The following is a 20,196-nucleotide window of genomic DNA, read 5'->3' on the forward strand; positions in this document are numbered from 1 at the left end:
TCATGTCTTCTTTCAAAAGGAAGGTTGTATTAATCTCTTTATTCGTATTGGCTATCTCTGCTGCTGCAATCGCTTACGCAAATGGTCAATCGAAACCGGACGTGCCCATTCATAAAGTCGTCAACCTTTCAGCCAACTCTTTAGTATTTCATGAAATAGATAAGCTGGATGCGTTCGCTGAACTTATCGTTATTGGTTATGCAACAGAAGATTTTAGAGATCGAGAGCATGTTATTACTGCATTTGATGATGGGACCATGCAATCCTTTCACACCAATACAAACATCAAGATTGAAAAGATATTGAAGAAACCTGAAGATTTCTCTTCGGATCAGAACGAATTGAAGATCATTGAACCCGTCAGCTTGGAAGGAAACATCAAATATACAGTTGATGACTATGTGGAACTACAGAAGGGTGATAAAAGTGTGCTTTTCTTAATGAAAAACTCCTTTGGTGATTATGGATTAATCAATGATAACTTAGGCAAATTCAGCCTTGAAGGGATAACTCAATATAGTTTACCTCAAGCCTCCACTGTAGAAGAGTTATCCGAATACGAAACTTTCCATGACTCCGTTATGGAGAGATACCATTTGAAATAAGATTTTCATCATACAACGGTGATCTTTGCGGACATAGCTGCCCTCTTTAATCTATTGCACTTCTTTATCAAGACTAACGTCAAAGGATGAAGTTATCGATTTTTGTCTGTAATCATTGGGTATCACTTTAATCTCCACGTTTAGATGTATAGATTCAGGCAGATTCATTTGAGTTATATTCTCATAACCAATGAAGTAATAATGATTTTCGTCCAGTTCTATCAAACCGCCACCTGTTGAGCCAGAAGTTGAAATCAAATGTCCGTCATGATAAAGCTCACAAGCAATAGTATATTCCTCCAAACTGAACCCTTTCACTTCATACCCAATCTTGATTTGATTTTCGGTGTAATCAGCATTTCGTAAACTAATCGCACCACCATCGACCATTTGGGTCTGAATTGCAACATTTGCTTCGGGCATTTCTGGTTTCTTTAATAGATAGCCTACTTTTAGGTACCATATAGCTCCTAATACAACTACAGCAAGTACAATCATAACAATGATAAACTTCTTTTCTTTTTTATCCATAATCCTTACTCCTTACATCGGAACACTCTTGAAGTTCTTTCCAAACCTTTGTTTCAAATAATACATTATCCCTGCGCGATCAACATCAGAAAATTTCTGTTTTAGATATGTCCAACACTCTAGTTGCTAGTAAGGAAATTAATAACTACAATGGAGTTTTAAATCAATTTAAATCTTTGGATACACGGAGTAGGACAGTTAGGTTATTAACTAAAGATGGTAGGGATGTTATGTGAAAAGAAAACTAATTATTTCACTTTTTTCAGTCATTATAATTCTAATAGGGATTTATTGGTATGCTGACAGGGAACTAATTGCTCTCAAAACGGGTTCGACATTGCCATTACAATGGGATACTCCATATAATAACGATGAACAACCAATTCAGCTTACAGAACAGAATCAAGATTTAAAGAATCCAAATATACATCTTACAGAACTCTACTACCTACCAACTTCAAAAAAACTACAATTTGGGTTATGGTACAGTAAAAGAGACTATCAACCGAATCAATCGAAAAAAATTCCAGATCGAATTTTCCAAGTTACGATTCATGATAAAAATGGTGAATTGTTTGAAGAAGATACCGTTGTTAAAACAGAAGGCCTGTTTGATGAGTTTCAACGTAGATCACTCTCGATAGATTTGAATAATCAAGACTCTATAGAAATAACGATTTCCCTGATTGAACAAGACGGAACGATCATTACTCCAATTGAGTCAGCAAGCATTAACGTACCGTTAGATAAAATAAAACAGTGATAAGCTTAACAATATACAACACCTTTTGGTGCGGAGAGAATCTTCTTATTGCAACTTTTTTTGAAAAAAATTAACTATAAGAAGCCGGGTGGATAAGGTCTCGGCTTCTTTGCTTTTCTCAATCAAACTAAGTATGAATCGCCTAACGTATGAATATTACAGCATAACTTGTATCTAGCTTCTCTCAGCTACCTAGAATATTTTATTGATACTTCCACAATTATTAGGGATTATGATTAATTAAATTTTAGGTTTTCCTGTATTATCCTAGAAATACATTGTTAATTCTGTCTTGATCATAATCTAAAATCCAATCATTAAATTCTATATAAACACCCCTCAGCTCTTCCTTTGATGCTGAAATAACATCGCAACCTCTATCATCATAGATATGAAATATCGTTTTCTTACTTATATTAATGAAATACACCCTATGATAAATCTTTGGCTGAACTCCAACATCATGATTACATATAGCTTTGATTAACTGATTATATTTCAAGTCCTCAACTCTACATTTAGTCCAGTACCTATACATGTTGTTCCTTGGGTCTGGGACTTCATCCGGTTCACAATCCAAACCTGAAAGTATCTCAAGTCTCAAGGCTCTAATTGGCCCTTTCTTCTTGATATATTTCCTGTACAGGTTCAATTTCTTCACTTTGTGTTTAGGCTTATCTGAAAAATAAGCTTGAGTTATTAATAGGACTTCATCTTCTTGATCATGAAGAGCCTTAAATAAGTCAAGCGATCGATGATAAACTTGTTCCATGTAATGCTCCGTATTTATCCCAAACATCAGAGGATTGCCAAGTTCGAATCGTATTGCAACATCCCAATTATAAAAAAGAGGCGGTTTTTCTAATGTCAGGTTTGGAAAATGCTCTGCCAGGTATGTCTTCAGGTCCATTCTGTGGCCTCCAAATTCTCTTTAAAGATGAATGCCTGCTAAAAAATGAGTCCGTCTCTTCAATGGTTTCCCGTTTGACATTCAGATCTTTTAATGTTAATTAGCTTACTCAACTCTCCAACACTTTTTTTGAAAAATTAACCCCAGAACATTCCGTTATGACCTTCGTCCACGATCTTTAGCTGTGTTTCAAAATCTTCATTCGGTTTAATATCATCAATGAAATGCCATCTGCCCTTACTGTCCTGCCAATAGATTTTCCATGCCTGCTCATCTAATCTGAACTGTGCTACCGGCATCTGTACCCATTGCTCGCTTCGAAAGGCTTGTCTTTCTTCAATCAACGTCACATGATTTCCTCTTATTTTATTACTAATCTTCATCTGACTTTTCACGTGCTCGGGTACAGCATTTTCGGTGTAATGGTCTTGATTATATCATGTTGTTCTCTCCGATTTAAATGATGCTTTTAGTGTTGTAAAAGGTGAAACGGAGCGCGGCTTATGCAATGGCAAGCCGCGTCAGGATGAGGTGCTGCGCCCAATGGGGCAGTACCTCATGGGGTTGCACCGCGTGCATTAGTGCGGTGCTCATGCTGCCATCACGAGCACACTTTCATGATGGCAACACTTGGTGCATCACGATAGCTGCGCCGTGATGCACGCAAAAAAGCGCCGCGACTTCATCGTCGTGGCGCTTCCTCCTGCATAAGCCAATCGGCCATGCAGCTTTTGTTACGCTACTGCGTCCCATTGGCGCAGCATAACGGTTTCTTTTGATTTTACAATTTTAATAATGGGGCTATGCTAATCATTTACGACTTAGGGGACAGGCCACGAGCTGGATGTTTCTCCTCATCTAAAAGCTGCCTCTCAAGCCAACAGAGCCTGAGCGATCTGATCGATAATGCCATTGATGCCTGTGGGTCCATAACAGCCGATCCATGTCGCGGAATGGTCCGTCCTAACATCCCTGGGGTTCCGCATCGCTGGAGCTTAATTCATATAAATGATGTTCAACCTTTTATACCGCTAAATGTAATGCCGCTAATAAACGTCTTTTGAAGAAAAAAGAACAAAACGATAATAGGTAATGTCATCAAGGTGGATACGGCCATTAATAGACCCCATTCGGATCCCTTTTGACTCTGAAATTGCTGCAATCCGAGCGAAACCGTGTAAGATGGTTCATTGGTTAAATAGAGCAAGGGGCCCATGAAATCAGTCCAGCTCCCCATAAATTGAAACAATGCCACGGCTAAAACGGCGGATTTGGCTAGTGGAAACATGATCTGTAAATATATACGGAACTCACTAGCGCCGTCTAAGCGGGCCGCTTCACGCAGGGCATCAGGCAGTCCCATGAAAAACTGCCGCAATAGAAAAATGTAAATGGGCACTCCAAAAAATTGGGGTACAATCAGTGGAAGAGGTGTTCCTACCCAACCTAATTTAGTAAACAACAGGAATAGAGGAATCATCGTCACCTGTCCGGGGATCATCATAACAGCAAGGGTAACAAAGAAAAGTATACCTCTCCCACGGTACTCTAACTTGGCAAAACTATATGCAACCAAGGGACAGGATATGATCACACCAAGCGTACTAACGATAGTTATAATCGCCGTGTTTTTCAGATATGTCCAGAAAGGGATATACTCAACAGCACGGGAATAATTACTCCACAGAATTGGATGCGGAATCCACTCGGGTGGAAATGTAAAGACTTGTGTGAGTGGTTTAAGAGAAGTCGAAAGCAGCCAAATGAACGGAATCATGAAAAATGCAGAAGCAACAATTAGACATAAATAGGCTAACGCACGATTGATTCTTTTGATAGCGGTAGGATTCATCCCTTACTTCCTCCTCCTTATTTCCCTTGATAATGAACCCAGCGTTTAGACGTAATAAAAATAATTCCGGTTAATGCCATAACGATAATAAATAAGATCCAGGCCATTGCGGAGGCATAACCCATTTTGAAATATCTGAATCCGTTCTCATATAAATACATGACGTAAAAAGTCATGGAATTTGCAGGAGTTCCTTGCCCTTTGGTCAACGTATAGGGAAGGGTAAACTGTTGGAATGCACCAATCATTCCCATGACAAGGTTGTAGAAAATAACGGGAGTGAGCAAAGGCAGGGTTACCTTTCTCGTTTTCTGAAACCAGTTAGCTCCATCGATTTGCGCCGCTTCATAGTACTCCTCAGGGATGTCTCCTAATCCAGCAAGGTAGATAACGACAGCTTGCCCAATACCCCAAAGCGACATCAGAATGAGAGAGGGCTTGGACCATGACTCACCACCAAGCCAAGGAGGCCCTTCGATACCGATATTCGCTAACATCCCGTTCACCAATCCGAAGTTTGGATGTAACAGCCACATCCACAGAACAGCCAGAGCCACTTGTGGCACGAGAGTAGGTAAGAAAAAGATCGTTCTGAATACAGCCATACCCTTGACCTTCATATTCAACATCATAGCGAGTGCCACACCAATAAATATACTTAAGGGAACAAAAAATACGGTAAAATAAAGCGTGTTGTATATGGATTTCCAAAACAGAGGATCATGGAAAAGATCTCTATAATTATTCATTCCGACAAATTCACCAGGCTGCAGAATGCTGTAAGTAGTGAAGCTGAAGTAGATGGACATTAGCATGGGAATTGCATAAAAGCATAGCAGCCCTATAGCCCAAGGTGAAGCAAACAGCCACCCAATCACGTTAGTTCTGTGAAGTGCTCGTTTCCTTGCCGATGGAATTGCTTTTACTTGAACTGGATCGGCCAGTTTCGCCATGTACATTCTCCTTCCAATTGTCATTCATGAATAGGCAAGGAGAGAGTTCGCTCCCTGCCTACCGAGCACCCTATTTGTCGTATTTTTCCAAAGCCTTATTAACAGTCTCTGTTACTCTATCCAGGTTCTCTTTCGGAGTACCGTTACCGCGGGTAGCCTTTTCCGTAGCGGAAGCTAACTCATTCCACAGCAGTTGTCCTTCAGGAATAACCGGGCGGTTATGTGAATTGGGCAAAATATTAATAAATTCCTTCATAATCGGATCGTCCTTGTAACCGTATTGGTCGTTAACCGAATCGATAACGGAAATTTGAGAGTCAGCGTTTAATAACGTTTGCCCCTCTTCTTTCCCTAAGAATTCGAGGAACTCCCAAGCAGAAGCGACGTTCTTGGCGCCTTTAGGGATAATAGCGGACCCGCCTCCCGACCATGTCGTAAAATTAGTACCTGTTGGGGTCGGTATTGGTGCAACACCGTAGTTTAAATCCGGCTTAAATTTTTCGATACCCTTCACCGTGAAGTTTCCACTTATCTTCATGCTGACTTGACCGGAAATGAACGGATCCATTTCCTCCGAGCCAGCTGCGCTTGTGAATCCGGCAATATCCTCGACATTGTATTTTTTGCCAAAGTCGGTCATCCATTGTAATGCTTCAACGACTTTAGGATCATTTGCGGTAATTTTGCCGGTGGCAGCGTCCTGGAATTCTCCTCCAAATGCCCATCCCCAAGTATACAGCCAGCCTTGCGAATACCATGGGATGAACCCGATCCGTTTGAAACGTTTACCTTCCTTGATGGTTAACTTATCGGCGGCCGCTTCAAGCTCGGCGATCGTTTGTGGTGGTTTGTTGGGATCCAGCCCTACTTCTTTGAAATGATCCTTATTGTAAAATAGCAGGCGAGAGTCCGTATCCATCGGCATTGCATAAAGCTTTCCTTGATAACTGGACTCCTCCCATGCAAATGGATAATACATTTCCTTACGAATTCCGGATTCTGCTGCCATCGAGGATAAGTCAGTCAGAGAACCTTGCGCAGCCCAAGTACCGACCTTAAACCGATCGAAAAGTGCAACGTCAGGAGGATTGCCGCCTGCGACTGCAGTCAGCAGCTTCTGATCGGATCCCTCGTTGGATTCTGTATAAACCAATTTCATTTTGATGGTAGGGTTTTTCTCCTCAAATGCCTTCACGACTTTATTCATATTATCTAAATCAATTGAGGTAAGACCATGCCACATCGTAACCGTTGTAATCCCCTCTCCGGCCTGATCGTTTGAGCCTCCCTTCGTTGAGCAAGCGGTTACAAGTAGTAACATAACCAGAAAGTAAACAAGAATTGGAAATGCGAATTTTTTGGATCTCCTCATTCAAAGTCCCCCTTAAGTTAAATTCATTAGTTTAACTTGGATTCCTATAAGATCCACTTCATTTTCCGATAAATCCACATTTTATGTAAGCGCTAACAACATTGGTGACATAAACTATGCAAAACAGAAAATGATGAACAAAGTGAATTTGTTATAAGGAATCCACTAGTTATACTAAGTATGTTAATATGACGTCATGCAGCGTGTCAATTGCAATATTACGACATTGATGTATGGCTACTTCACAGAAGACAGACCGCGTTTAGAAGACGTTTTTCTAGCGAGATCAGGAAGGTCCATGCTTCGAAGTTTATACTTTCTGATATCAAAAAAAGGCCGAAAAGCCCCTGGAGACTTCTCGACACATTGAACAATATCCTAGCTTTTGTTGAGCTGTGCTTGTATTAACCCTACCTGTTATTTTTAACGACCATACGATGATCAATAATGTTTAGCTCGGGAACTGCTGTTCCATGCAACTGAGAGATGAGCATATCCACTGCCAATTCACCCATCTGCTTCTCATCCTGCTTAATATGAGTGAAGATGGGTTGACCTAGGTAATCGTTCAGGGAGTCGAAACAAACAATCTCGAATTCCTCCAAAGATTTCCCCATCGAGTTGATGACCTGAGCCAGCATGGTAGCTATTAGAAATTCCGACGCGACAAACGCCTTTACATCAGGGTGTTGTTTCAAAAAATGCTCTACTGTTTCTTTATCACGTTCAATCGCTGTTCCGTTTATGTTTATGGGAAGGGTACCCTTCAAGTTCGTCAATACATAATCTTTGTTCAAGTTCATTCCTTCTTGGGTGAAGGCAAACGTATACCCGAGCAGCCTTTCCTCCAATGTTGAAGTGTTCTCTTCCGGCGGAGATAAAAAGGCAATTTTTTTATGACCTTTGCTGATCAGATGACGTGTAAGATCCATGGCTGCTTTCTGATTGTCTGTGTACACCGAACAAACCGGAATTCCTTTTAGGTATCTATCGACCAAAACAATTGGAAACCGATCCAATACAAGTCGAAGCAGCTCCGAATTATAGTGTTGACCATGAATGGGGGTCACGATTAATCCTTTGATGCCCAAACCAATAAATAAGTCGATCGCGCGTTTTTCCTCATCCCGATCCCCGCAAGTTCGCTTGATAATGAGTTGATAATTATGCTCAGCACTCCGCTTTTCCATCGATCTAAGAAGTTGTAGGCCAAACTCGTCAGAAAAATTCGGTATAATAAACCCGATCAACCGCTTATCATCCTCAGGAACCAAAGTCGTTCTTACCTCTGAATAATGCTTCGGTTCTTGTCCTCCAATTATACCATCAGCCACATATGAACCTTTTCCTTGTATTCGTTTGATAACCCCAGAATCCGCCAATTTCTCCAGAGCCTTTTTAGATGTAATACGACTGACGCCAAATTGTTCAGCCAACTCTTTTTCAGAAGAGACTCGGTCTCCTTCTTTTAAACGACCTTCTTTAATCTCTTGTACAATATAGATATATATCTGCTCGTATAAATGCAATTCCACAAAACCACCCTGACATCATATTATTAATATACTAAGTATATTACACAAGAAGTAATTCGCAAAGTTACTGAGATTACCGACGAACTTCTGTGGCATGGAGTTTTCCAAGTCTACTGTGTCAGACCTCTGCTTACAATTAGACCCCATGGTAGGGGCATGGAATAACAGGCCCTTAGTCGACAGCCGATTCCCGTTTATCTTAGAGTTCTATATTTATTACTTGTGTTACTTGAAGGAACAAACACGCAATCACAATGTTCTCCATCATTACTAATATCTCCAAACAAAATTTTATGTATTTGATCTTTGATAAAATACCCTCTTCTAAAGGCTCCGTAAGGATCCGCAGCTTGATTATCTTGTTAGGCGCAGTACCCTCTTCTTTTGAATAGCTTTCAAATCTCTATCCAAAATATATTTAACATGTTTCCATCTTCTGCTAACTTCCCGCAGCGGCAGTCGCACTCGTACCGCTGCTTTCCAGCCATGCCGTGCCTGAGGCACCGGCAATGCGCGGCAGGCGAACGTCTTCCGGACGTTCAGCCAGGGTCTTCATATAACCCGCCCACTGATCTTTCTGGAGTGGATCTTCCCACCAGATTTTGCGTGGTTTGTACTTGTGGCCGAGGAAATAGTCCAGCTTCATCAAGCCGAGCACGACATCCATATGCGGCGTTCTGCGCGACTTCAGGAAGCTGTGCAGACGGGTGAACAGATCCTCCAGCTGGTGACCGATCTTCTGCCAGCCCTGACCCTCCCAGTAATCCCCGAACGCCTGGAAGAAGTCAAACGGCGAGTTAAATTCCTGCTCCATCAGATACTTCAGCGTATGGTCTATAGATCAAGTCTAACCGCACAAATCATCCGTAAATTAACCATAGTCCCCCTGTGATAAACTCTCCCTACTTCACCATCTAACACGTAAAAACACCTCCAAAATTGGGCTCCGTATCTTACGATCGGATTGCACTCTCTCGGAGGTGTTACTATTTATCTCAGACTGTAGGGCCCTTCAGTTCATCAAATATACTATTTTTTTGTATACTTGTTATTATAGGCGATGAGATATCTCGTTTTAGAATCTTCTACAGCAATCATATCTGTACTGTTTTCGTGTTTAATTTTAAATAGTTTTGTACCTACTTTGTATGTGTTGGAACTTATAATGTTCTCATCATCATGATCACTCTCATTCGTTGAGGATATCTCTATCTCACCTATTTGTTCATCTAGTTCATCCTCTGTAATGGTGTCATTGCTTGTAATATAGACTTCTTCCTTTAATTTTATCATTTTATCTGAAGCAAAACTTCCAGAGGACGATGAACACCCGAACAAAAGTAAAATCAAAGAAATGACAGGTATAAATAGCAATTTTCTTTTCATATTTCCTCCATAGATAGACGAAGGCCCCTATTTCAACGGGGCCTTGACCTTGAACTTTTATTTACCGAAAGCGGAAGTTGAAACTTCGTCAAGAGTAACTAAACGATTATCGTAAAGATTTTTATACGAGCTATCAGCCACTTTAAACGATTTTTCATCCTGTTTAATAAAGATACTTTCATCCTCGTTAATAGGAATGAATACATTATCATCAATCTTTTTTAGATACAATAATACTTCTGTACCTTCTTGGAGTTCGGTAGAATGCTCATGATAAATAATGGACGTATCCGTCTCTCCGCCAATTTGTCGTAGATTAATTAGATCTCCCTCTGAAACTTCTCCTTTGATGACATTATCTATAGCTACCTCCGATTGGTAAAATGCTTCCTCTGTTTCACCATCATTTTTGATGAGAGGACTAAGTTTGTTTTTAACCATTCCACTCACAATAACATCGGCATCATGTGCACGAGCTTCAAGGGTGCTATAGCCGATAGCCCAGGAATAATGATTTATTTTTAAGTCTTTTTGTGTGGTTTGAACCTTTTCCAAAACATTATCAGGAACATCTAACACAGGTTCATCATTCTGCACGCTAGCAAAGTTATTGTTATAGATAACATTAATGGTATTAATGTCCCATGAAGTTGGCGACTTGTTTGGACGTCCGTCAATTAGAGTTCCAGAAGAATTACGTTCAAATGTATTGGGAGTCATAACGGTAGGGTTACCAAATGGAGCGTGATCCAACCCAAGAGCATGACCAAATTCATGAGTTGCGATGCCCTTTACATGATCTGTAGTGTAATGACTTTGAGCTGTATAGTATGTATTAACCCATGTCTTCATGGTGGAATAATTTCCGGTTATAATACTAGTGGTCCACTGTGCAAATCCGTCCCAAGTAACACCACTGTCAGATTTATTGCCTGTAGTAAACTTAGAATTGGTCCCAGCTTTTATAAAGACATCAGTAGAAAGATTCCACTCATCTCTAGCATGTGTCCATATATTGGTGTAGACATTATTGGTCCCATTGTTTTGATAAGTTATATTTCTGCTTCCCCAAGAGTAACCAGTTACTGGAGTCGCATAAGCTTGTAAGTTACTAAACAACATTCCTGCTAGACCGCACAGTAATAATGCTTTCTTAATATGTTTCATGTAAACACCTCTTAAATAATGGATTTTATTACCATAAGTTAACTGTAATGATAGTCATATCAAAATGTCAATGCTCTATGTAAAAAAAGTGTTTTCTGCTATAAATACCCACAATTATTATAAAATAAAAACAGCGAGCCCTATCTCGATTTATCGAGGTAGGGCTCCCTTAATTGTACTAGGGACTTTTTCAGTGCCCTCGTACTCTACAGGGGTCATCCTTTTTAAGTTCCATTGGGTTGCACCGCGTTTGAATAACCGCGGTGCTCATCATTGCAGCAGCATCACGGGTGCGACGCCGTGATGCACGCAAAAAAAGCGCCACGACCTCATAGTCGTGGCGCTTCCTCTTGCTGTATGGCAATAATTAGCCCATGCAGCTTATCTCAGGCCGCTGCACCTACATAGCAGCGGCTTCTTCTCCCAGCGGCAGCGTGTAATACTGCGCCTGCTGCCCTTCATGCTGCTGGTACACAACGACCAGCAGCGTCCGACCTTTCGCGGCAAGCGGGCTGGCGCCAGCTAGCACACGCTCAAGCCGGAACGGAAGCACATCCAATACGGTGTGCTTCTGCAGTTCCTTTTCGCCGAGACCAAGGTCGGCGAAAGCACGGGCACCCATGACCGTCTGTGCGGTCATGGCCGAGGTCATCGGCAACGCACGCGAAGCGTTGCCGTCTTCCCCGTCCGCCGCTCCATCCGCGGCGGACCCTGTTGCGTCGCCCGAAGCAAGCGACGCTGCACCCCCGGCTTCGCTGCCGATCACACCCGCCGCATCCGCGGCAGAGTCTTCCCCGGCAGCAGCCGAACTTCCCGCAGCGGCACTCGGACCCGTGCCGCTGCTTTCCAGCCATGCCGTGCCTGCGGCACCGGCAACACGTGGCAATCGAACGTCTTCCGGACGTTCAGCCAACGTTTTCATATAACCCGCCCACTGGTCTTTCTGGAGCGGATCTTCCCACCAGATTTTGCGTGGTTTGTATTTGTGTCCGAGGAAATAGTCGAGCTTCATCAGGCCGAGCACGATATCCATATGCGGCGTATTCCGCGACTCCAGGAAGCTGTGCAGACGAGTAAACAGATCCTCCAGTTGGTGCCCAATCTTCTGCCAACCCTGACCTTCCCAATAATCCCCAAACGCCTGGAAGAAATCAAACGGTGAGTTGAACTCCTGCTCCATCAGATACTTCAGCGTATGGTCCATCCGGTGTGCGTTCCAGTATTTCTCCAACACATCCTCCAGCCGCTTCAGGCGTACGATGTCACTGAACGGCAACACGTCACTGCCCAGAATCTCATACGGCGCGTGATCCATATACGTATAGTTATACTTCTCCGCATCCAGACGCAGACCCGTACCACGCAGCATTTTGAGGAATCCGAGCTGAAGCTCTTCCGGCCCCAGTGCAAACACATCGTTAAACGTTTTGCGGAACGTATTGTAATCTTCCTCCGGCAGTCCGGCGATGAGATCCAGATGCTGATCGATTTTGCCACTGGCTTTTACCTTGTTCACGGTCCGGCTCAGCTTGGTAAAGTTCTGACGACGTTTCACCAGTTCATTCGTTGGATCATTCGTAGACTGAACCCCGATCTCAAACCGGAATGTGCCCGGCGGCGCATTCTCTGCCAGATAGTCCAGTACTTCGGGACGCATAATATCCGCCGTAATTTCAAACTGAAACACCGTTCCCTGATGATTCTCGATCAGAAATTTGAACATTTCGAGCGCATAATCCCGTTTGATGTTGAACGTCCGGTCTACAAACTTGATCAGCTTCGCGCCCTTCTCGATCAGGTACAGAATATCCGACTTTGTCCGCTCAATATCGTAATACCGCACACCCACTTCAATACTGGACAGACAGAACTGACAACTGAACGGACAGCCCCGACTGGTCTCAAAATAAACAACCCGCTTCCCAAGCTCCGGGATGTCCTCTTCAAATCGGTGCGGTGAAGGCAGATCGTTCAGATCCGCCTTTGGCCGTCCTGGCATGAGAATGACTTCTTCCCCTTTGCGATACGCCAGTCCATACACGAAGTGGAACTTCTTGCTTCCTTCCAGCTCCGTCAACAGCTGATGCAGCGTCTCTTCCCCTTCACCCATCACGATGAAATCCACATTGGGAATCCGATTCATCCAATATTCCGTGTCGTAGGATACTTCCGGCCCGCCCAGCAAAATTTTCACGTTCGGCATAACCTTCTTTAGGTTATCAATGACCTTGATTGTCTCTTCGATGTTCCAGATGTAACATGAGAAACCAATCACGTCCGCCCCACGCTGATACAGATCAGACACAATGTTCATCACCGGGTCCTTGATCGTATACTCCGCCAGGTCAATATCAAAATCCTTCTCACTGTACGCCTTCAGACAACGCAAGGCCAAGGAGGTATGGATGTACTTTGCATTTAATGTAGAAAGAATAACCTTCATGGTTCACAACCTTTGCCTGGACACCCAGACCATATTTTTTTGGTAAAAAGAAAGCTGCACAGCCATCCTGCCCCGGATGCTGTTCATCTAAACCTCTTTTGAAGTAGCCATTCCATGTCTCATGGACATATCCAACTTTTGTCTTTCAAAGAGTGGACACTCTTTTCAAAAAGACATATACACTCCGCCAAACTCAAACCACAACATACAGTATGGACCACATATATTAAAACTACATGCAGTATACGATACGGTTAGCCATTTCTAACACCAATGTCCACCCTTTGAAAGACAATTCGCCACCATTTGTCCACAATACAGAGACAAGACAACCAACTTCAAAGATTGGAAAGTGAAAAATAACAATTCATACTCAATTCACACTTACTCATACTCACTCATACTCGTAAAACGCATCGTCATCCGTATCCACTTCTTCTCCTGATTGCTTCTGGAAAAACTCCAGGAACGGCAGTCCGTACTTGCGGTACTTGACCTCGCCGACCCCTTTGATATCCAGCATGTCACGTTCTGTCTGTGGACATACCACACTCATCTCGCGCAGGGTCGCGTCATTGAAGATAATATACGATGGCACATGCTCTTTCGCCGCCAGATCACGACGGATCAGACGAAGTTGTTCAAATACCGTCTCATTAACCGCAGATGGCATTGCATCGCGTCCACGACGTCCGCCGTAATTCGTACCCGAAGCCGTCGCCGCTGTCTTGCGGACGACACGTTGCATCACTTCACGCTGGCCTTTGAGCACCTCCACCGCAAGTGGTTGCAAACGTACAACCGGATACTGTCCCTCGGACAACATCAGATATCCTTCGGATACCATCACGTTGATGATCTCCGATATCTCGCGCTCTGTCCGATTGCCCATCACGCCGTAGGTTGGCAGAGAGTTGAAGCCGTAATCAAGCACCTTTTTGGCACGGGAGCCTTTGAGCACCGAAGCGACCAGCGATACACCATACCGTTCACGCATGCGGTGAATACAGCTGAATATTTTCTGGGCATCAATCGTCATGTCTACCAGCTCGCGGTCGTCCGTACAGGAACTGCAAATACCGCAAGGCGTATCGTCATGCACCTCACCAAAATAATCCAGCTGCGCACTGCGCAGACAACGCGTTGTGTAACAGTAATCCACCATCTGTTGCAGCTTCCGGTAATCGTTCTGTTTGCGGTCGCCCTCCATCGGATTCTGCTCAATCAGGAACTTCTGGGTGATAATGTCCTGTGCCCCGAATAACAGAATACACTGGCTTGGCTCTCCATCCCGGCCTGCACGTCCGGCTTCCTGCACATATGCCTCCATATTTTTCGGCATGCTGTTATGAATAACGTAACGCACGTTCGATTTATCAATCCCCATCCCAAACGCATTGGTCGCCACCATCACACGGATATCATCGTACAAAAAAGCTTCCTGGCTCTGGGCCCGTTCATCGTCCGTCATCCCGGCATGGTAGCGTCCTGCGGGCAATCCCGCCTGCAACAAACGCTGATGCAGATCGTCCACGTCCTTACGGGTCGCGGCGTATACAATCCCTGGCTCACTGGCATGCTCGCGCGCATAATTCAGGACAAAGTCCTTCTTGCTCTCGCCGCGCAGCACGCTAAACGCCAGATTATCCCGCCCAAGTCCGGTCACATACGTCTGCGGGTCCTGCAAACGCAGCAGCCGCAGAATATCGCCCATGACCTCGGGCGTCGCTGTAGCCGTAAAGGCCGCAACCACCGGCCGCTCCGGCAAACTGTCCACAAACGGCGCTACCGCAAGGTAGCTTGTCCGAAAATCATGTCCCCACTGTGATACACAGTGGGCCTCATCCACGGCAACGCAAGAGATCGGCAAATGGCCCATCTCCTCGCGGAACCAATCCAGCTCCAGTCGCTCAGGCGCGACATAGAGCAACTTCAGCTCACCGCGCTGCGCCGCGCGGATGCGATCATTCACTTCTTTGCCGCTAAGTGTACTATTAATATACGCGGCAGCAATTCCGGCGGTCGTCAACGCATCGACCTGGTCCTTCATCAATGAGATCAACGGGGAGACAACAAGTGTCAGACCCGAATATAACAGGGCTGGGATCTGATAACAGATCGACTTACCGCCCCCGGTTGGCATAATACCCAACGTATCTTCACGTTCGAGCAGGCTGGCTACAATCTTTTTCTGTCCCTCACGGAAGTCGGGGTAGCCATAATATTTTTGCAGGAGACCCTGCGCTTCTTCTAATGTAGGTGTTTGCACACTCATGTAAAGACTCCTTACTTATCACCGGTGTTTCTCCACCAGCTTGGTCCGATCCGATTCTGACATCCGAAAGCGGCTCATATACCGCATCCTTGACAACAAAATGGCGTTCTCATGACTTGTCCGTCAAGCAAACGCCGCTCCCTTTAGTTTAACGGCCCAGCCCCGAATGAGCAACCGCGTTTTACTGTAAAACGTTTGAAGCTTCTTCATCAAAATAAAAACAACCGTCCTGCCATAGGTAGGCAAAACGATTGCATTAAACTTTTATTCACAAATCACACTCATATCATGCTAGTGTACCCGTACCCATTCATCTGGTGAACCTACCACACCTTATAACTTCACTTTAATCTTTTAACGACTCTACCTCAGACTCCGGCAAGCCGCTTGCCTTTGCAATAACAGAAACTTCGATCCCTAGTGAGAGCATGTTCTTCGCATTTCTATAGCCTTCTTTTGTTCGCCTTTTGCTATGCCCTTTTCCGTAGCCCATTCAATCATGGAAGCTTCGTCATGCAAATACTTCTGCCGTTCTTCATACAAACGACGTGCTTCCCGATCCTGACTCAAGAACTCCAGCGTATCCCTTATTTTCTTAACCCCAGATTCATTCATGTTGTATCACCGCCTCTTGCATTCATGCGATAATACAATCCTTTCCTCTGCATCAGTTGTTCATGCGTCCCATCCTCGGCAATTCGGCCATGTTCCATCACAAGGATGCGGGAGCACTGGCGAGCAACCTCCATGCGATGTGTGACGAGTAACCCTATTCTGCCTTTCATAAAATTCAGCAAGTGATTCATCACGTTCTGTTCTGTCTGAATATCCAGGGATGACGTTGGTTCGTCCAGAATATACAGATCAGATGACCTCATAAAGAGTCTAGCAAGCGACAGTCGCTGTTGTTGGCCTCCAGATAGATTGGCCCCTTTCTCATGCAACATTGCTGCGTATTGTCCTTCTTGTGCCTCAATATATTGATGCAAACCTGCCTGCTCTGCCGCAAGCTTCACGCTGTCCAATGTAACGTCTGAACTCAGACGAATATTTTCTTCAATACTTCCTGTAAAAAAAGTAGGTGTCTGCGGCATATACGTCAGTCTGAATTGGTTATCCATTTCTATATACTCTGCAATATGTTTATCACCCAGCAATACGTTTCCGTTTGTTGGCTCGATCAGCCCTGCACACACTTGGCACAGAGTAGATTTGCCAGCACCGCTGGCGCCAACTACCGCAACCAGTTCACCAGGAACCAGATTAAAAGTAATCTGATCCAAAATCGTCCGATCACTGTTTTCATCTATTACCGTAACCTGTTGAAGACGTAGCATAGCAACTTCGTACTCTTTATGTGCCCCTTTTTGTGTATTCCCTTGATCTTGGCCACACATTCCCTGTGCAAGCTCCTCGTGCTTAGTATTGGATGCGTCTGTCTTCTTGTTCTCCGCCAATTTCAACCATGCAGAGATACGTCCAAATGCACCCACGCTGGCTTGCATCTGACTCCACTGGCTGGACAAGCCAAGTACTGGCCACACCACCAATTCAAACAGCAGACTACTTGCAACAACCATACCCGGAGACAAGGTTCCTCTAGCCGCTGACAAAGCAATAAGGAATAACGCTGCCAATTGAGCCAGACCAAACACTGCCATCGCTACGTTATCAGACATGCTCAAAGTCATCTGTAACTTGGCCTGAACACGATTCAGTGAATGCTGTTGTGTCCGAAAACGAGCGAGAAACCACGGTGAAGCATCATACATCTGAATCACCGGTATCCCTTCAACATACTGCTGGATCTGTTCTTGGGACTCGCCTTCCCGGGATTCGACCTCATCGGACAGATGTACAATTCGCTGATCATACAACCTCGCCGTGAACCAGATTGCCCCTGCACTTACCAAGGCAATAACCGCAACCCATGCATCTGCTCTGTACAAGTACCCCAGCGATAGAGCAATGATGAATACAACCGTAACACCCTCTGCAATAGCCTCCACAACTTCTGCACCATGCTTGGTGTCTTCTTTGATGCGAAGCATCACATCCCCGGACTTCTGTCTGCGCACCCAAGAATAAGGCATCCGGTTTAACAGTTTCAACAGATCCATGGACATGTCCCGTTGCATTGATTCCTTGAGCCATACCAGCACATAACGATGCATCGCGAGCAACACGATAAATCCTGCCAGAATGGCGATAAAGATCAACGCCGTAGCATTAAGCTGCTCCTGTCCCCCATTATGAATAGCGTCTACGAAGAATCCCTGTACAAAGGCAAGTCCCCAATCGAAGATCGCATCTGCTGCGATAAAAATGAGCAAGATCACTACAGCTAATCCATAAGGCTTCATCCAGCGAAAAATAACGGGCCACACTGTTCTCAGTGATACAACTTGCTTTGGATCATCTGGAACATCACTTTTGTTCATCTGATGATGAGCTTCTATTTCAGACTTTTCATTTTCATTATTTTCATTTATCTCATATGCTCCACTTTTCTCATGACTGCTCTTCATTTCAACGTCATCGGTATATGCTGTATCTTCGATCTTGTTACTCATGCTGTTCCTCCACTTCCGTATCCTGCTCCGCAATATAACTTCGATATCCGTTTGGCCGATCCAACAATTCACGATGAGTCCCCGTATCTTCGACGCGTCCCTTCTGAATATAGATGACCTGATCCGCCCGTTCTATCAGCGATAATCGATGAGTAACGGCAATAACCGTTGTGCCTTTGTCAGCAGTGATTCGGGCAAAAAGATCATTCAATCGTTGCTCATGCCACGGGTCTTGAGATGACGTCGGTTCATCCAACAAGAGAATATCCGGGTTTCTCAGCATCGCTCTGGCTAGACTGATACGCTGAAGCTCACCACCCGACATCGTCCCGCCTTGCGGCTGAAGCTCTGTCCCATAGCCGAGCGATTGACGCATAATCGCGTCATGTGCAAGCGTCATGTGGGCCGCAACCTCTACTTGATCGGCAGATATCCCCTCTTGTCCAAAAACAATATTCTCTTCCACTGTACCTGTGAAAATAAAGGCTTGTTGCGGAACATACACCTGATTGACATGCGCTGTCTGAACTTCGTACATATCCTTCAGTGAATTCTTCTGATCTTTGACCTTAATCGAACCAGTAACCGGTGTATCTAATCCGGCTATTAATTTCAATAACGTGGTTTTCCCGCACCCACTCGGCCCCGTGATAACAGTAAGTTTTCCTTTCTTGGCCTCAAAAGAAATATCTGTTAACACTTCTTCTTGCTCCGCATACCTGTAAGATACATGCTGCACGTTGATGCTAGCTGGTTTAGATTGCTTTTCAAGCTGCCCCAAATGCGTATCGGACTGTACATATGTATTTGTACTGGTATTCGCAACCGTGTTCTTTTTCTCCAAATCCAACACCTCAAAGATCCTGGACGCATGAGAAGCCGAACCAATAAAATTATTCCACAGCCCAGATAACGACTCAATGGGACGTGTTAACTGACTGCTTGCTACCAGAAAAGCTGCCAGTCCGCCTACATCCATATGTCCATTCAGGACCTGCATGCCGCCTAGATAGAGAATCAGAATCATGCCACCATACGTCGAGACCCGTCCGGCTGCTTCCGAAAGTCGTTGTAACACAGATACAGACATCGTATGTCTGAACACTTGATCCATTCGATCTTTAAAATGATGGTGTACATAACCCGCGAGTCCGTAACTGCGGATCTCAACTGGGGCTTGGATGATCTCAGTTAGTATCTCATCTCTTGACGCTGCGCTGGCATTCAACTGATCATGCTGTCTTTGTAGACGTTTACCAAGTCCTACCGTTACAAGAGGATAGATCAATGTAAATGCAATGATAGCCAACGACAGCGGCAAGTTCACCCAGCTGAAGTAAGCAAAGGCAAGAATCAGCTGAATGATATTTTTTGCGAGTTCAATGCCATGTTGGTTGATCCCCTTCTGTGCTTCCTTGGCTGAAGTCCAGATCCTGGAGGTTAGGTCACCTGTATGATATTGTGCCAGATCCCGTGTCTCTGTGTTACCAAGGGAGGAGAGTAGTAGAGACTGCACAGACAATAATGTCTTTTGCTGGAATAACGTCTCGACCCTCGTCATGAATGCGGTTACAATCAATCGTAATACGACAATGCTAACGCCTATGATCAAACCTGAGTAAAGTAATGAAAACTGTGCTTCAGTCGCGCCTTTGACCAGTCTTCGGATCGATTCCAAATAACCGACCTCAATCAGGGAGACCATACATGCGGCGAAAAGTAACAGAATGATGAACATACGGTACTTGCCCGTTAATGTCCATAATCGAGTTAACATGCCTAACGTTGTATAAGTTCTTTTGTCAGCAAACATGGATGGTTTCTCCAATCT

General features: G+C 44.3%; 15 protein-coding genes and 3 pseudogenes. 3 read left to right on the top strand and 15 right to left on the bottom strand.

What is annotated here, in order from left to right; all coding sequences use genetic code 11:
* The first annotated feature begins 2 nt into the window (after positions 1–2).
* Complete coding sequence (locus BLS69_RS16170) at positions 3–605, top strand: hypothetical protein (RefSeq protein ID WP_091033357.1); 603 nt, start codon at positions 3–5, stop codon at positions 603–605.
* 51 nt (positions 606–656) lie between these two features.
* Here BLS69_RS16170 and BLS69_RS16175 read toward each other — a convergent pair whose 3' ends face one another.
* A complete protein-coding gene (locus tag BLS69_RS16175; protein WP_091033360.1) occupies positions 657–1,136 on the bottom strand; it encodes a hypothetical protein in 480 nt (159 codons plus the stop codon).
* Positions 1,137–1,368: 232 nt separating this feature from the next.
* On the opposite strand from BLS69_RS16175, the gene BLS69_RS16180 reads away from it, so the two are divergent.
* A complete protein-coding gene (locus BLS69_RS16180; protein ID WP_091033362.1) occupies positions 1,369–1,899 on the top strand; it encodes a hypothetical protein in 531 nt (176 codons plus the stop codon).
* A 262-nt stretch (positions 1,900–2,161) separates the two neighbouring features.
* Here BLS69_RS16180 and BLS69_RS16185 read toward each other — a convergent pair whose 3' ends face one another.
* From BLS69_RS16185 to BLS69_RS16210, 6 genes are all read right to left on the bottom strand, one after another.
* Positions 2,162–2,809, bottom strand: a complete 648-nt coding sequence (locus BLS69_RS16185; protein WP_091033365.1) for a DUF3885 domain-containing protein — start codon at positions 2,807–2,809, stop codon at positions 2,162–2,164.
* 137 nt (positions 2,810–2,946) lie between these two features.
* Positions 2,947–3,159, bottom strand: a complete 213-nt coding sequence (locus tag BLS69_RS16190; RefSeq protein ID WP_091033368.1) for a DUF3024 domain-containing protein — start codon at positions 3,157–3,159, stop codon at positions 2,947–2,949.
* 665 nt (positions 3,160–3,824) lie between these two features.
* Positions 3,825–4,661, bottom strand: a complete 837-nt coding sequence (locus tag BLS69_RS16195) for a carbohydrate ABC transporter permease (protein WP_091033370.1) — start codon at positions 4,659–4,661, stop codon at positions 3,825–3,827.
* Positions 4,662–4,678: 17 nt separating this feature from the next.
* The gene (locus BLS69_RS16200) at positions 4,679–5,614 is read right to left on the bottom strand and encodes a carbohydrate ABC transporter permease (RefSeq protein WP_091033373.1); all 936 of its coding nucleotides are present in this window, start codon (positions 5,612–5,614) and stop codon (positions 4,679–4,681) included.
* A 70-nt stretch (positions 5,615–5,684) separates the two neighbouring features.
* The gene (locus BLS69_RS16205) at positions 5,685–6,986 is read right to left on the bottom strand and encodes an ABC transporter substrate-binding protein (RefSeq protein WP_091033375.1); all 1,302 of its coding nucleotides are present in this window, start codon (positions 6,984–6,986) and stop codon (positions 5,685–5,687) included.
* A 410-nt stretch (positions 6,987–7,396) separates the two neighbouring features.
* Positions 7,397–8,521: a GntR family transcriptional regulator gene (locus tag BLS69_RS16210; RefSeq protein WP_091033377.1), complete on the bottom strand. Its 1,125-nt coding sequence runs from the start codon at positions 8,519–8,521 to the stop codon at positions 7,397–7,399.
* A 57-nt stretch (positions 8,522–8,578) separates the two neighbouring features.
* Here BLS69_RS16210 and BLS69_RS31905 point away from each other — a divergent pair.
* Positions 8,579–8,723, top strand: a pseudogene (locus BLS69_RS31905) (transposase); the annotation flags it as partial.
* 303 nt (positions 8,724–9,026) lie between these two features.
* Here the strand turns inward: BLS69_RS31905 and BLS69_RS16215 are convergent.
* From BLS69_RS16215 to BLS69_RS16250, 8 genes and pseudogenes are all read right to left on the bottom strand, one after another.
* Positions 9,027–9,359: pseudogene (locus BLS69_RS16215) on the bottom strand (DUF4080 domain-containing protein); the annotation flags it as partial.
* Between the two features lie 191 nt (positions 9,360–9,550).
* Complete coding sequence (locus BLS69_RS16220) at positions 9,551–9,907, bottom strand: hypothetical protein (RefSeq protein ID WP_091033383.1); 357 nt, start codon at positions 9,905–9,907, stop codon at positions 9,551–9,553.
* Positions 9,908–9,964: 57 nt separating this feature from the next.
* Positions 9,965–11,074: a zinc metalloprotease gene (locus tag BLS69_RS16225; protein WP_091033386.1), complete on the bottom strand. Its 1,110-nt coding sequence runs from the start codon at positions 11,072–11,074 to the stop codon at positions 9,965–9,967.
* A 400-nt stretch (positions 11,075–11,474) separates the two neighbouring features.
* Positions 11,475–13,517 carry a B12-binding domain-containing radical SAM protein gene (locus BLS69_RS16230; protein ID WP_091033389.1) on the bottom strand — a complete coding sequence of 681 codons (2,043 nt, stop codon included), beginning with the start codon at positions 13,515–13,517 and terminating at the stop codon, positions 11,475–11,477.
* A gap of 394 nt (positions 13,518–13,911) precedes the next feature.
* On the bottom strand, positions 13,912–15,792 hold the full coding sequence (recQ, locus tag BLS69_RS16235; protein WP_091033392.1) for a DNA helicase RecQ: 1,881 nt from the start codon (positions 15,790–15,792) through the stop codon (positions 13,912–13,914).
* Between the two features lie 346 nt (positions 15,793–16,138).
* Positions 16,139–16,407 (bottom strand): annotated as a pseudogene (locus BLS69_RS16240) (Rpn family recombination-promoting nuclease/putative transposase); the annotation flags it as partial.
* Positions 16,404–18,365, bottom strand: coding sequence for an ABC transporter ATP-binding protein (locus BLS69_RS16245; protein WP_091033394.1), 1,962 nt, complete (start codon positions 18,363–18,365; stop codon positions 16,404–16,406). The gene BLS69_RS16245 and the pseudogene BLS69_RS16240, both read right to left, overlap by 4 nt.
* Positions 18,358–20,178, bottom strand: coding sequence for an ABC transporter ATP-binding protein (locus tag BLS69_RS16250; protein WP_176872737.1), 1,821 nt, complete (start codon positions 20,176–20,178; stop codon positions 18,358–18,360). The genes BLS69_RS16245 and BLS69_RS16250 overlap by 8 nt, the downstream gene beginning before the upstream one ends.
* Between the last annotated feature and the right edge of the window lie 18 nt (positions 20,179–20,196).

Origin of the sequence: Paenibacillus sp. CF095, assembly GCF_900101225.1 — a bacterium.
Taxonomy (GTDB): Bacteria; Bacillota; Bacilli; order Paenibacillales; family Paenibacillaceae; genus Paenibacillus.

Excerpts from the sequence above, each read along its gene's own strand:
- BLS69_RS16170 (WP_091033357.1), top strand. The coding sequence starts at position 3 with ATGTCTTCTTTCAAAAGGAAGGTTGTATTAATCTCTTTATTCGTATTG.
- BLS69_RS16245 (WP_091033394.1), bottom strand. The coding sequence starts at position 18,365 with ATGAGTAACAAGATCGAAGATACAGCATATACCGATGACGTTGAAATG.
- recQ (WP_091033392.1), bottom strand. The coding sequence starts at position 15,792 with ATGAGTGTGCAAACACCTACATTAGAAGAAGCGCAGGGTCTCCTGCAA.
- BLS69_RS16205 (WP_091033375.1), bottom strand. The coding sequence starts at position 6,986 with ATGAGGAGATCCAAAAAATTCGCATTTCCAATTCTTGTTTACTTTCTG.
- BLS69_RS16250 (WP_176872737.1), bottom strand. The coding sequence starts at position 20,178 with ATGTTTGCTGACAAAAGAACTTATACAACGTTAGGCATGTTAACTCGA.
- BLS69_RS16195 (WP_091033370.1), bottom strand. The coding sequence starts at position 4,661 with ATGAATCCTACCGCTATCAAAAGAATCAATCGTGCGTTAGCCTATTTA.
- BLS69_RS16225 (WP_091033386.1), bottom strand. The coding sequence starts at position 11,074 with ATGAAACATATTAAGAAAGCATTATTACTGTGCGGTCTAGCAGGAATG.
- BLS69_RS16200 (WP_091033373.1), bottom strand. The coding sequence starts at position 5,614 with ATGGCGAAACTGGCCGATCCAGTTCAAGTAAAAGCAATTCCATCGGCA.
- BLS69_RS16185 (WP_091033365.1), bottom strand. The coding sequence starts at position 2,809 with ATGGACCTGAAGACATACCTGGCAGAGCATTTTCCAAACCTGACATTA.
- BLS69_RS16175 (WP_091033360.1), bottom strand. The coding sequence starts at position 1,136 with ATGGATAAAAAAGAAAAGAAGTTTATCATTGTTATGATTGTACTTGCT.
- BLS69_RS16230 (WP_091033389.1), bottom strand. The coding sequence starts at position 13,517 with ATGAAGGTTATTCTTTCTACATTAAATGCAAAGTACATCCATACCTCC.
- BLS69_RS16220 (WP_091033383.1), bottom strand. The coding sequence starts at position 9,907 with ATGAAAAGAAAATTGCTATTTATACCTGTCATTTCTTTGATTTTACTT.